The 13,340-nt window shown below is 68.6% G+C and carries 11 protein-coding genes; 8 read left to right on the top strand and 3 right to left on the bottom strand.

The window, feature by feature from the left end:
- Positions 1-110 precede the first annotated feature (110 nt).
- The 8 genes from AC1DHD_RS07560 (at position 111) to AC1DHD_RS07525 (ending at position 11,301) form a co-directional block, all read left to right on the top strand.
- Positions 111-1,247 (top strand): GuaB3 family IMP dehydrogenase-related protein, encoded by a 1,137-nt coding sequence (locus tag AC1DHD_RS07560; RefSeq protein WP_476879121.1) that lies wholly within the window; start codon positions 111-113, stop codon positions 1,245-1,247.
- A gap of 92 nt (positions 1,248-1,339) precedes the next feature.
- Complete coding sequence (locus AC1DHD_RS07555) at positions 1,340-3,091, top strand: glycerol-3-phosphate dehydrogenase/oxidase (protein ID WP_476879120.1); 1,752 nt, start codon at positions 1,340-1,342, stop codon at positions 3,089-3,091.
- 64 nt (positions 3,092-3,155) lie between these two features.
- Positions 3,156-3,644 (top strand): PTS sugar transporter subunit IIA, encoded by a 489-nt coding sequence (locus AC1DHD_RS07550; RefSeq protein ID WP_476879119.1) that lies wholly within the window; start codon positions 3,156-3,158, stop codon positions 3,642-3,644.
- A 91-nt stretch (positions 3,645-3,735) separates the two neighbouring features.
- The gene (locus tag AC1DHD_RS07545) at positions 3,736-4,596 is read left to right on the top strand and encodes an SURF1 family protein (RefSeq protein ID WP_476879118.1); all 861 of its coding nucleotides are present in this window, start codon (positions 3,736-3,738) and stop codon (positions 4,594-4,596) included.
- On the top strand, positions 4,593-5,105 hold the full coding sequence (locus AC1DHD_RS07540; protein ID WP_476879117.1) for a DUF3817 domain-containing protein: 513 nt from the start codon (positions 4,593-4,595) through the stop codon (positions 5,103-5,105). Before AC1DHD_RS07545 ends, AC1DHD_RS07540 begins: the two co-directional genes overlap by 4 nt.
- A gap of 109 nt (positions 5,106-5,214) precedes the next feature.
- A complete protein-coding gene (gene guaA, locus AC1DHD_RS07535; protein WP_476879116.1) occupies positions 5,215-6,804 on the top strand; it encodes a glutamine-hydrolyzing GMP synthase in 1,590 nt (529 codons plus the stop codon).
- 229 nt (positions 6,805-7,033) lie between these two features.
- On the top strand, positions 7,034-10,852 hold the full coding sequence (locus AC1DHD_RS07530) for an AAA family ATPase (protein WP_476879115.1): 3,819 nt from the start codon (positions 7,034-7,036) through the stop codon (positions 10,850-10,852).
- An 80-nt stretch (positions 10,853-10,932) separates the two neighbouring features.
- On the top strand, positions 10,933-11,301 hold the full coding sequence (locus AC1DHD_RS07525; protein ID WP_476879114.1) for a hypothetical protein: 369 nt from the start codon (positions 10,933-10,935) through the stop codon (positions 11,299-11,301).
- Between the two features lie 39 nt (positions 11,302-11,340).
- Here the strand turns inward: AC1DHD_RS07525 and AC1DHD_RS07520 are convergent, their stop codons facing one another.
- From AC1DHD_RS07520 to AC1DHD_RS07510, 3 genes are all read right to left on the bottom strand, one after another.
- Positions 11,341-12,096 carry an RcpC/CpaB family pilus assembly protein gene (locus AC1DHD_RS07520; RefSeq protein WP_476879113.1) on the bottom strand — a complete coding sequence of 252 codons (756 nt, stop codon included), beginning with the start codon at positions 12,094-12,096 and terminating at the stop codon, positions 11,341-11,343.
- 109 nt (positions 12,097-12,205) lie between these two features.
- On the bottom strand, positions 12,206-12,457 hold the full coding sequence (locus AC1DHD_RS07515; protein WP_476879112.1) for an FmdB family zinc ribbon protein: 252 nt from the start codon (positions 12,455-12,457) through the stop codon (positions 12,206-12,208).
- A 146-nt stretch (positions 12,458-12,603) separates the two neighbouring features.
- Positions 12,604-13,251, bottom strand: coding sequence for a 5-formyltetrahydrofolate cyclo-ligase (locus AC1DHD_RS07510; RefSeq protein ID WP_476879122.1), 648 nt, complete (start codon positions 13,249-13,251; stop codon positions 12,604-12,606).
- Positions 13,252-13,340 lie beyond the last annotated feature (89 nt).

The following is a 13,340-nucleotide window of genomic DNA, read 5'->3' as shown; positions in this document are numbered from 1 at the left end:
GCCCCTTGATCGGCCTGGCGGATCCGGCGGCCGGGCGGCCCGGAGCCCCGCGAGCCGCAACGGCCGGCGTGAAATGACGGCCCGCGGGCAGGGTCAAGTAAAGTGGGCACGTGACTTACGAGATTGAGATTGGCCGTGGCAAGCGTGGGCGTCGTGCCTACTCCCTGGACGACATTGCGATCGTCCCCAACCGACGTACGCGTGATCCCAAGGACGTCTCCGTCTCCTGGCAGATCGACGCCTACAAGTTCGATATGCCCGTCATCGCCGCCCCGATGGATTCCGCGATGTCGCCGGAAACCGCCATCGCCCTCGGCAGGCTCGGCGGTCTCGGCGTCCTCGACCTCGAAGGGCTCTGGACCCGGTATGAAGACCCGCAGCCTGTCCTGGAGCAGATCGCTGCCCTCGAGGACGAGACCAACAGCCCGGCCGTCACCCGCCGGATGCAGGAGCTCTACCAGGCCCCCATCCAGCCCGAACTGATCACCTCGCGGCTCGCCGAAATCCGCGCCGCCGGGGTGACCGTGGCCGGCTCGCTGACACCGCAGCGCACCCAGGAGCACTACAAGACCGTGCTGGCCGCCGGCGTCGACATTTTCGTCATCCGTGGCACCACCGTCTCCGCAGAGCACGTCTCCAAGGATCACGAGCCGCTGAACCTCAAGCAGTTCATCTATGAACTCGACGTCCCGGTGATCGTGGGCGGGGCCGCCGGCTACACCCCGGCCCTGCACCTCATGCGCACCGGCGCCGCCGGCGTCCTGGTCGGCTTCGGCGGGGGAGCGACCACCACCACCCGCCGCGCCCTGGGCATCCACTCGCCGATGGCCTCGGCCATCTCCGATGTTGCCGCCGCCCGCCGCGACTACATGGACGAATCCGGCGGACGCTACGTGCACGTGATCGCCGACGGCGGCATGGGCACCTCGGGTGACATCGTCAAGGCCATCGCCATGGGCGCCGACGCCGTGATGCTCGGCAGTGCCCTGGCACGTGCCGAGGAAGCCCCCGGCAAGGGCTGGCACTGGGGCCAGGAGGCCCACCACCTCGAACTGCCCCGCGGCGACCGGGCCAATGTCGGCACCGTCGGACCGCTCGAAGAGGTCCTGTTCGGTCCGGGCCACCACACCAACGGCACCTCGAACCTCATCGGGGCGCTCCGCCGCTCCATGGCGACCACCGGCTATTCGGACCTGAAGGAATTCCAGCGCGTCGACGTCGTCGTCTCGCCCTACGCCGGAAACTAAGCCCTCCTCCGGGCTGCCCGGAGCCCTGCCCAACGGCTGAACTTGGAAGTAGTGTGGTGCACTACGAGGTTTGATCCGGACGGAGGCGTGAGATGAACAGTTTTCCCGGTGGTGCTCCTTTGGCGGGCGGCGCGCTCGGACCCGCGGAACGCGAGGCGTCACTCGCGGTGCTCAAGGCCAGCGCCCAGCCCGGCAAAGAACTGGACATCCTGATTGTTGGCGGCGGAATCGTTGGTGCCGGGGCTGCCCTCGATGCCGTGACCCGCGGGCTCAGCGTCGGCATTGTCGAGGCCAATGACTGGGCGGCCGGCACATCGTCCCGGTCCTCGAAACTCATCCACGGCGGCCTGCGGTATCTGGAAATGCTGGACTTCGCCCTGGTCAAAGAGGCCCTGCACGAGCGTGGCCTGATCCTCTCCGTCCTCGCCCCGCACCTTGCCCGGCCCGTGCCGTTCCTCTATCCGCTGACCAAGCGCTTCGTCGAACGGCCCTACGTCGGCTCAGGCATCGCCCTCTACGACGCGATGTCCATCACCGGCGGCCACARCCGGGGCGTCCCGTTCCACAAACACCTGAGCCGGCGCGGCACCCTCCGGGCGGCGCCGAGCCTCAAGGACGACGCCTTCGTCGGATCCATCCGCTACTACGACGGCCAGGTCGACGACGCGAAGTACGTCGCGAACCTCATCCGCACCGCCGCCTACTACGGCGCACACGCGGTCAACCAGATGGCCGTGGTGGACTTCCTGCGCGAGGGCGAACGCGTGGTGGGCGCCAAGGTGGTCAACCACGAGGACGGCTCCAGCTTCAACATCCGCGCCAAGCAGGTCATCAATGCCACCGGCGTCTGGACCGACGAGACCCAGGCGATGGTCACCGACCGCGGCCAGCTCAAGGTGCGCGCCTCCAAGGGCATCCACCTCGTGGTGCCACGGGACCGCTTCCAGTCCACCGTGGGCCTGATCCTGCGGACTGAGAAGTCCGTACTGTTCGTCATCCCCTGGGGCCGGCACTGGATCATCGGCACCACCGACACCGACTGGCACCTGGACAAGGCCCACCCCGCGGCATCGAGCAAGGACATCGACTACATCCTCGAACACGTCAACAAGGTGCTCAAACGGCCCCTGACCCGCGAGGACGTCGAGGGTGTCTACGCCGGCCTGCGCCCGCTGCTCGCCGGGGAAAACGACTCGACCGCCAAACTGTCCCGCGAACACGTCGTCGCCCACCCGGTGCCCGGCCTCGTGGTGGTGGCCGGCGGCAAATGGACCACCTACCGTGTCATGGCGAAGGACGCCGTCGACGAGGCAACCCGCAGCATGGACGAACGGGTTCCGCCGTCGTGCACCGAATCCATCCCGCTGTTGGGCGCCAGCGGCTTCAAAGCGGCGTGGAACAAGCGCAACCGGATGGCGGACGAGACCGGCGTCCACGTGGCGCGGATCGAACACCTGCTCAACCGCTACGGATCCATGGCCCCGGAAGTCCTGGCCCTCATCGGGGAGAATCCGGAGCTCGCCGAGCCGCTCCCGGGTGCCGACGACTACCTGGCGGCCGAAGCCGTTTACGCCGCCAAGTACGAGGGCGCCCGCCACGTGCAGGACGTCCTGACCCGGCGGACGAGGATCTCGATCGAGGCGTGGGACCGCGGTGTGTCGGCGGCCCCGGTAGTCGCTAAACTGATGGGCGAGGTTCTCGGCTGGAGTGACGCGCAGCGCGAGAGCGAAATCAAGCACTACCTGGCCCGGGTCGACGCCGAACGGCTGAGCCAGGAGCAGCCGGACGACGAGTCCGCCGACGCCGCGCGCCTGGGCGTCGAGGACATCGTTCCGCTGCGCTGACCGGGCGCGCCGTACGGCGCACCACCCGCCGGCCCGCGCTGGCGCCACATCGAAGGGACACCTCTTGGCGGAACCACTGGACCGGTACGATGCCGAGCTCACCACGCCGCAAATGGTGATCCTGGAGCTGGACGCCAAAGACAAGTTCGACGCGGCCGCGCAGCTGGCGCAGCGAATGTACGAGGCAGGCCGGATCTCCGACCTGGAGGGGTTCCTCGGCAGCGTCAACGCCCGCGAGCACCAGCTGGCCACCGGGCTTCCCGGCGGTGTGGGGCTGCCTCACGCGCGCAGCGAGTTCGTCTCCCGCACCTCGATCGCGGTCGGCATTACCAAGTACGGCAGCGCGCTGGACTTCGGTGCCGCCGACGGGCCCGCCACGATTGTCCTGCTGATCGCCACGCCCGCGAGTTCCTTCTCCGAGCACCTTGAAGTGCTCGCCACCCTGGCCCGCTCCCTGTCCAAGGAATCATTCCGGGAATCACTCCGCCGCGCCTACGATTCCGAAGTGATTTCGGAACTGATCAATTCCAGCCTGGTGTTCTTCGACCACTGAGATTGGGGCAAGCTTGGTGCCCCACTCTTGGGGCAAGCCCTTTGAAGGGACCGTTTCGTTGTTCTACACGCGGACGAAGTACGGTTAAGGGGTGCTGAAAACCGCCCTCAAACCCCGCTGGATCGCAGGCCTTGTGTTTGCGATCGTCATCTCGGGGGTCTTCGTACTGTTGAGCCAGTGGCAATTCGGCCGCTCAACGCAGTCCGAGGTGCCGGTTTCCACGGGCACCGAGGATCCCCGGCCACTGACGTCGGTCCTGGCACCTGGGCACTACTTCCCGGGCACCGTCGCGGACCAGGTGGTCACGGCCACCGGCCACTACGACGCGAAGAAGCAGGTCCTCGTGCCCGGCCGGGTCAACGGCGGCACCAAGGGCTTCTGGATAGTCTCCGCCTTCGCCGTGCAGGGCGCCCCGGCCCTGACGGGGGCCGGAGCCTCGCCGCAGACCTGGATCCCGGTCGCGCGGGGCTGGGTTGCAGACCCCTCCGAGGCGACGCCGCCGCCGTCGGGCGCCGTCGAACTCACCGGCAGGCTGATCCCGTCGGAAGCGCCGGTGCCCAACACCGACGCCGGCCCCGGGCGGGCCAGCGCGGTGTCCGTCGCCGAACTGATCAACCTCTGGGACGTCAGCAGCTATCCGGGATTCGTCGCGGCCAGTGCCGAGCGGTCCGGCAGCTCCGACGTCGCCGTCTCGGGGGCCATCAGGCCCCTGAAGATCGGCCCGCAGCCGCCCGCGACGACGGTGAACTGGCTTAACCTCTTCTACGCCGCGGAATGGGTGGTGTTTGCCGGCTTCGCCCTGTTCATCTGGTGGCGCCTGGTCAAGGATGACTACCGCCGCGGCCTCGAGGACGCCCAGGACGAAGAAGCCGCCCGCCGCTCCGCCGGAGACGGTCCCCACAACGCAGATTCCCCCGAAACCGAACCAACCAATCCGAGAGTGCAATCATGATCGAGCCCCAGCCGGCCATCCAGCCGCAGCAGTCCAACGGAACGGGAACCCCCGGCGGCAAAAAGCGCCGCTTCGGCGGGACCGAGGCGCAGATCCGCTCCGCCCTGAAGTTCTACAAGGTCCTGGCGTACCTCACCGGTTCCATGCTGCTCCTGCTCTGCGCGGAGCTGGTGGCCCGCTACGTCTTCGGCCAGTACCTCTTTGCCGGCGGCACCAACGCCGTGACCGGGCAGGCCTTCGGCTTCGGGTTCGCCGACGCAGAGCCCCCGGGAGTCATTGGCGGGGTCAACGTCTCCATCGCGGTGCTGATCGTGCACGGGTGGATGTATGTGGTGTACCTGATGTCCAACTTCCGGCTCTGGTCGCTAATGCGCTGGCCTTTCGCCAAGCTCATCATTCTGGCCCTCGGCGGTGTGGTGCCGTTCCTGTCCTTCTTCGTGGAGAAGCGGTTCCACGCCGAGGTGGACGCGGAACTGGCCGCCAACCCGCAGGCCCCGCAGCGCTACTGACCGGTAGCGCCGCTGGCCCCTGGTTGCCGGCGGCGCGCCGGCCTGTGAGTTCGCTTACGGGAGGCTTTTCGATGTGCGGGGGACCGGCGCCGCAAAGTAGGCTAGTACGGTGACCACTCCCACTGCATCCCAGACGTCCCAAAGGCCGGTGCTGGTTGTTGACTACGGTGCCCAGTACGCGCAGCTGATTGCCCGCCGCGTCCGGGAAGCGAATGTGTATTCGGAAGTTGTTCCGCATACCTACAGCACCGAGCAGCTGCTGGCGAAGAACCCGTCCGCCATCATCCTCTCCGGCGGACCCTCGAGCGTCTACGCCGAGGGTGCCCCCAGCGTGGGGGCGGACCTGTTCGAGGCCGGCGTCCCGGTCTTCGGCATCTGCTACGGCTTCCAGGCCATGGCCAACGCCCTCGGCGGCAAGGTGGCCCGGACCGGTCTGCGCGAGTACGGCGCCACCGAGACCACCACCATCGGCGAAGGCCGTTCCATCCTCGAGGGAATGCCGCAGCACCAGAGCACCTGGATGAGCCACGGCGACTCCGTGCATGAGGCCCCGGCGGGCTTCGAGGTCCTCGCGACGACGGCCGGCGCCGACGTCGCCGCTTTCGCCAACGAGGAAAAGTGCCTCTACGGTGTCCAGTGGCACCCGGAGGTGAAGCACTCGGCGTACGGCCAGGAAGTCCTGGAGAACTTCCTCTTCAAGGGCGCCAAGCTCGAACCGAACTGGACCACCGGCAACATCCTTGAGGAGCAGGTCGCGCGGATCCGCGAACAGATCGGCGACTCCCGGGTGATTTGCGGCCTCTCCGGCGGCGTCGACTCCGCCGTGGCCGCGGCCCTCGTCCAGCGTGCCGTCGGCGACCAGTTGACGTGTGTCTTCGTCGACCACGGCCTGCTGCGTGAAGGCGAGGCAGAGCAGGTGGAGCGCGACTTCGTCGCCGCCACCGGCGTCAAACTGTACGTCGCCAACGAGCAGGAGCGCTTCCAGGCCGCCCTCGCCGGCGTCAGCGATCCCGAAACGAAGCGCAAGATCATCGGCCGCGAATTCATCCGCGCCTTCGAGGAAGCCGAACTGGCGATCATCGCCGAGGCCGCCGCCCATGGCGAGAAGATCAAGTTCCTCGTSCAGGGAACCCTGTACCCCGACGTCGTCGAATCCGGCGGCGGCGAAGGTGCGGCCAACATCAAGAGCCACCACAACGTGGGCGGCCTTCCCGAGGACCTGCAGTTCGAACTTGTCGAACCGCTGCGCGCCCTGTTCAAGGACGAGGTCCGCGCTGTCGGCGCCCAGCTCGGCCTGCCGCAGGAAATCGTCGGCCGGCAGCCCTTCCCGGGCCCCGGCCTCGGCATCCGGATTGTCGGCGAGGTCACCAAGGAGCGCCTGGACCTGCTCCGCAAGGCCGACGCCATCGCCCGCGCCGAACTGACCGCCGCCGGACTCGACAACGAAGTCTGGCAGATGCCCGTCGTGCTCCTGGCCGACGTCCGCAGCGTCGGGGTCCAGGGCGACGGACGCACGTACGGACACCCGATCGTGCTGCGCCCGGTGTCCTCCGAGGACGCCATGACGGCCGACTGGTCCCGGCTGCCCTACGAGCTGCTGGCCCGGATCTCCAACCGGATCACCAACGAGGTGGACGGCGTGAACCGCGTGGTGCTGGACGTCACCAGCAAGCCGCCGGGAACCATCGAATGGGAATAGCGTAGTGAATGGCCGGTCTCCTCGGAGGCCGGCCATTTTCTTTGCCACCGGCACTCCGGAACCGCCAGGCCTTCTGACAGGCCGGGGTATTTGAGCCACGAATTTGGTGTGCGCCAGTGTTGCGGCCCCGCACTGGCCCCGGATTCGGGCTACCCTCGAAAGCATGCCGGTATGGTCCAGGGCGTCCCGCGCGAACCCAGAAATCGTGAGCACAGAAAAGAAGGCAGAAGTGTCAGTAGGTCAAGGCCACCCCGAGGGCTCCGAGGAGTTCAGGAAATGGCTGTCGGGCCTCAAGCCCGTCACCGGAGCAGACACCATGCTGCGGTTTACCAAAACCCCTGAAGGCTCCATCGACCTGACCCACGCCCATCCCTCGGGCCTGGCCCAGCTGATGGCCGGGCGCCGGACCCGCCTGTCCACCCTGATCCGCGACCGGCAGCAGTACGTTGTCGCCGCGAGGGCGTCCCGCAACCTGCGCTCCAAGATCTTCGAACTGGCAAACGACCGCGGCATCGACGCCGGGTACTTCTCCGCCGGCACCGTTGTCTGGACCTCCGCCGTCGGAGGCAAGCCGCAGCGGGTATCCGCCCCCGTGATGCTCTCCGCCATCTCACTCACCGTCCGCCCGGGCGAGGACGACTACGAGCTGCAGCTGACCGAGCAGGCCCGGATCAACCCGGCCCTGGTCCGGCACCTCAAATCCATCCACGGCATTGTCTTCGACGTCAACGCCGTGACCCGGATGGCCTACAGCACCGCCCGGTACGATCCCCAGCCCGTGCTGGACCGCCTGGGCACCCTGGTCCAGCCGATCCACGGCGCCGAGATCGAACACAACCTGCTGGTCTCCACCTTCGCTGACCTCTCCGGCAACCTCGACGACCCCTGGATCAACCCGGGCAACCCGCTCGTGGCCTCGCTGGCACGCGCAGCCGCCGGCACTCCGGTGGACGTCCCCGCACCGGTCCCCGGCCGGTTCCCCAGCACCGACGAACGCAGCCCGGCGGACGAGCTCCTCCTGCTCGACGCCGACACGGACCAGCAGTACGTCGTGGACGCCGTCCGCGCCGGCGACTCCCTGGTGGTCAGCAGCCCCCCGGGCACCGGCCAGACCCAGACCGCGATCAACACCATCGGGGCGCTGGTCGACGAGGGTAAAAGCGTCCTGGTSGTSRGCGACCGCCGGGCCAGCCTSGGCGAARTWTCCGSMCAGCTGGAGACRCTSGGRCTCGAWTCSCTGCTSGTSCAGCTMGCSGGCAACTCYACGCCSCTGMWGCTCAAGGGSCAGCTGGTCCGCGCGATTGTGCGGAACGAAAAGTCGCTCGAACCGCAGCTGAAAAACCTGCACTCGACGCTGACCGAACACCGGCACGCCCTGATGGACCATGTGGCGTCCCTGCACAACGTCCGCCAGCGCTGGGGCTGCTCTCCCTACGAGGCCATGCAGTCGCTGGCGGCGCTCACCGCCATCCACCCGGCACCGGCCACCACGGTTCGGCTCAAGCGCAGCGTGCTGGACAGCATCCGGGACCGCGAGGAACTTGCCGGCCGGCTCAAACGCGCTGCCGAGCTGGGCAGCTTCAGCCGTGCCTCCACCATGAGCCCCTGGCACGGAGCCCGGCTTCTGACCCGCAAAGAAACCCAGGAAGCGCAGCAGGTGGCCGTCTCCGTGGCGGAGAAGCTCCCGCAGCTGCGCGAACGCATGAACGAGGTCGCCGAGCACGCGGAGATCCGCCTCGGGACAACCTTCAGCGAGTGGGGCGACCAGATCGACTTGCTGGTTGCCGTCCGGGAAAGCCTGGACAAGTTCACCCCCGACATTTTCGACCGACCCGTCCACGACCTCATCTCTGCCACCGCCCCCTCTGCCTGGCGCCGGGAGCGGAACATCGAGATGGCCTCGATGCAGCGTTCCCGGCTGCGTCGGGTCGCCAAAGAATACGTCCGACCCGGCGTCCACATCGCAGACCTGCACAGTTCGCTGTTGCTGGTCCAGGAACAGCGGGCCACATGGTCCGAATACGCCACCACCCAGCGCCACCCCGCGGTCCCGTCCGGCCTGGCCGAAATCACTGCGCTGTACCGTGACCTCGAATCCGAGCTGGCCGAACTTTCGGCMGCCGTCCGGCACACGGAGGCCGGCGGCAACGTCCGGGACACGCCGTACCCCGAACTGATGGAACGGCTGGAACGGCTCGTCGCGGACACCGGCACCCTGGAGACTCTCCCTGAGCGGACGCTGCTGGTGGAGAACATGCGCGAGCACGGCCTGGGCGAACTCCTCGCCGACCTCGCCGAACGGGAGGTCCCTGCCGGATCGGTGGCTTCTGAACTCGAGCTCGCCTGGTGGCAGTCCGCGCTGGAGGCCATGATCAGCGGCGACGACTACCTTGCCATGTCCGACGGCGACGCCCTCCGACAGCTTGAGGCTGAGTACCGCCTGGCTGACAACGCCCACATCGCCAGCGGCGCCGCCCGGCTGCGCTGGAAACTGGCCGAACGGTGGCGCGCCGCCCTCAGCGAGCATCCCCGGCAGGCCGACCTGTTGCGCAGCTTGCTCAAGGACGGACGGGTGACCCCGACGGCCCTCACAGCCCAGTCACCCGAACTGGTGCCCCGGCTGGTTCCGGTCTGGTCCGTCAGCCCGTACCTGCTCCCCAGCCTCCTCCCTGCCGAGCAGCACTTCGATGCTGTGGTGATCCTCGACGCCGAGGCGACCTCGCTGCAGGCCGTSCTGCCCGCCGTSGCSCGYTCCCGSCAGGTCATYGCYTTYGGYGAYGACAARATCGCCAGCCCGCGCRGCTTCACCGTGGGGGTGGAACGGCTCGCCGCCGGAGAGAACCCGCACCACCCGGTCGACAGCGCCTACCGGGCACTGGCCGCCGTACTGCCGGTCTGGAACCTGCGGACCGTTTACCGTGCCGTCGACGAGGACCTCGTCCGGCAGTTGAGCAAGGGATTCTACGACGGCGAACTCCGCCGGCTTCCCGAGGGGCAGTCGGCCACCGGCCTGGACCGGGCGCTGACGGTGGAATACCTGCCGGACGGGACAGGCCTGCCCAGCGCGGACCATGACGGCGTGGAATCGGTGGTCGCCGAGGTGAACCGCGTGGTGGAACTGGTCTTCGACCACGCCCGGCTCCGGCCCCGCACCTCGCTGGCCGTCGTCACGGGAAGCCTGCGGCACGCCGCGCGGATTGGCGAGGCCATCCGCCGTCAACTGCCGAACCACCCACTGCTCGGCAGCTTCTTCACCGCCGGCGACGAGTCGTTCCGCGTGGTGGACCTCGAACGTGCACAGGGGCTGGTCCGGGACCACGTGATCTTCTCCCCGGGATACGGCCGCACCCCGCACGGGCGCGCCCTGCACAGCCTCGGGCCGCTCTCGGCCGAGGGTGGCCGCGCGAAGTTCGCCCTGGCCATGACCCGGGCACGGCGCTCCGTACACGTACTCAGCTGCTTCCGTCCCGAGGATCTGGACGTGACCCGGCTGAGCCACGGCGCCGTGGACTTCTACGAGCTCCTCGACCGCGAGATCGCGGGCAACTCCGACCTGGGCAGCCCCGCATCCCGCGCGGCGGCCAGCGAACAGTCGCTGGGTGCCGACCCGCTGGTGGCAGATTTGGGCGACCGGCTCCGGGCCCGCGGGGCCAGGGTCTGGCACCAGTACGACGGCGTCGTGGATATGGTGGCGGCCGCGGACCCCATGCACACMATCGGCCAGGACGAAGCCGAGATTCCCAGCCCGGTGGCCATCGAGTCCGACGGAACCGAGCGGTACCGCCGGATGTCGGTGCGTGAGCGGAGCCGTCTCCGGCCGCAGCTGCTCGAGCGCATGGGCTGGCGGTACATGCCACTATGGACCATAGAGGTTTTCACGGATCCTTCCGCCTGTGCTGACCGGATCGGCGGATACCTCGGCCTGGAGAAGCCCGTTGCTCCGAGCCGGTCGCGGACCTCGCCCGGGTTCTCCGACGACATCGAGAACCTTAGCGTCGAAGACGGCCTGGAGGCCTACGCTCCGGCGTCGGCCGCAGACCGCGGTTAAACTCCGCGGATAAATTCCGCGGCTGAACTGCTCGGCGCCCGGCGGCACGAATTGAGAATTGCAGTAAGGAGGCCGGCGGCATGAGTGCTCACGGCGATAACGAAGACCACGTGGACCAGGACTTGGCCGACGACTTTGTCTACGCGGGCACCCCGGCTCCCGCGGAGCCGGAGGCCGGGGAACAGGATCCTGCGGACCAGGAACCCGCCGCGGAGGACGCCGGGGAAGCTGCGGACACGGCCCCCGGGGATCAGGATCCCGAGGACGAGGAACCCGCCGCGGAGGACGCCCCCTCGCAGCCGACGAAAACGGCGGCCGCCACAGCTGGCACCCGCGGCGTGCTGCCCAACAAGGCTGCGGAGGACGATCCRCGCCGCTGGGGCGACCAGCCCGGCAGCTACGACCACGATGCCTGGCTGCGGGAGCAGCGTCCGCCGCACTGGGGCTAGCCCGGCTCACCCGTCGGCAGCCGGTCAGCGGAACAACCTTTAGCCCGGACTGGCGCCTACCAGCACAAAGAACAACTTGCCCTGCGTCGATGCGCCGGCCAGCTTCCGCGCCTGCTCCGCGGTTGCGGCCACGACTATCAGACCGTCCGTCTCCTTGGCGTCGAGCCACTGGGCCGCCCGGCCGCCCTGGGCGGAGGTCCAAAGAACAGGAACGGCAGCGGCCAGAACCTTCGACGCCGCGGGCTGGGCCAGGCCGTCGCCGTTGGTGATCACCACGTTGACCAGCTGGCCGGGGGAGACCAGCTGGATCGAGGCGGGATCGGCCATCCGCAGCGGAACGGCCGCCACACCCGGGGGACTCCCCGCCAGCAGGCCCGGCCCGACGAGTTGGGAATCCGCGAACAGCTGGCCCTTCCGCAGGGCCACGGCCAGTTGCTTGCCTTCCAGCGCGGCCCGGCTCAGCGGACCGCCGGGGACAATGCCGGGCGGAACCTGGATGGCGACGACGTCGGAGGCATCCAGCACCCGTCCGGGCGGCAGGTCGCGGGCCGCTGCCCACGCCGGGACAGTCGGGTCGGGTGCCGGGGTCAGCTGCTGCACCGTGAGCCCGGCGGCGAGGCACAACAGGAGGGCCACAGCAAGCCTGCGCTGCCTGCCAAGCCAGCCGCGGAGGCGGCGTCGGCGCTGGATCTGGCGGCCGGTTCCGGGGCGGATGCGCGGACGGGGACGCTGCGGCCCTGCAGGCCTGGGGCGCGGCAGTGCGGCGGGTGGAGAGCGGAGGATGTGGTGGGCCATACGGCCACGCTATGACTGACCCGCACTCAGGCTTCAGGTGCCGGAGCGGCTATGTGGAAAACCGGAGGGACACCGGGCCGGGTGGCCCCGCCGTGTCCGGCGTGGGTCGCTAGCTGGCGGCCGCGGACGCCGTGGACGACGCTGCGGGCGCGGCCGGGGCGGCGGAGACTGTGCTGCCCTTGGAATCGCGCGAATCGGTCCGGTAGAAGCCGGAGCCCTTGAACACGACGCCGACGCTGTTGAACTTCTTGCGCAGCGTGCCTTCGCACTCCGGGCACGTCGTCAGGGAGCTGTCCGTGAACGACTGCACGGTCTCGAAGGCGTGGCTGCAGTCCTTGCAGGCGTATGCATACGTGGGCACGGGAATTCCTCCTTTGGGACAAACGAGCAGGTCCGGTGCTGCCTTAGCAGTCGCGGGGCCTGAGTGCCAATTCTATCACCCGCACGCCCGCCTCCGGAAAGCCCTAACAACGCCCAGGCAACGCCTAAGGCAAGCCCGGAAAAGCCCTACGAAAAGTCCGACAGGGGAACCACGCCCCCCGGCGTCAGGGCACAATCAACCTTCCGGTCGAACGGCTCCGTGGGAATACTGCCGGCCGGCAGGACCTCGCCGTCGTAAACGACGGCCGCCGTCGGCAGGGGCTGCCAGTGGTGGCTGCCGCCTGTGCCGGACCCGGCAGGGTGGGGGAGCAGGTCGGCCAGCGCCGCCAGAAATTTGTCGTAGTAGCCACCGCCCTGGCCGATCCTGTTGCCCGCGCGGTCCAGGGCCGTGGCGGGCAGGACGATCCCCGTCACACCGTCCATCACGGACGTGCCGAGCCGTTCCCCCATCGGCTCCTGGATCGGGGCGTAGCGGCTCCGGGCAAATTGCGACGCCGGAGTCCAGTACACCCAGCTCAGTTCCAGGTCCGTTTCGCAGACCGGCAACAGGACCCGGTGGCCGGCATGGTGGAGCGCGGCCAGCAGCGGCATGGTGGGCGGTTCGGAGGCGACACCCAAGTAGGCGGCAAACGTACGGGGCGCTCCGTCCGCGAGCCCGCACGCCCACTCCAGGCCGTGACGGGCCACCTCGGCGCCGGCGGCGTCCAGCTCCGAGGCAGACATGGCCGCCCGGCGCAGCCGGTGGCTGGATCGGATCTCTTCCTTCGTGCTCATACGCTGGTGTCCTTTCACCCGGGCGGCAGCGTTGGTGCGGGCCGGAACGGCTGCCATGCCGACGTCGGAAATTACGTGAAGTTTTGCGC

The sequence above is a fragment of the Arthrobacter sp. 05L45_2 genome (assembly GCF_056397525.1).
The sequence above is the reverse complement of the archived record's forward strand: the minus strand, read 5'-3'. Positions and strand labels throughout refer to the sequence as shown.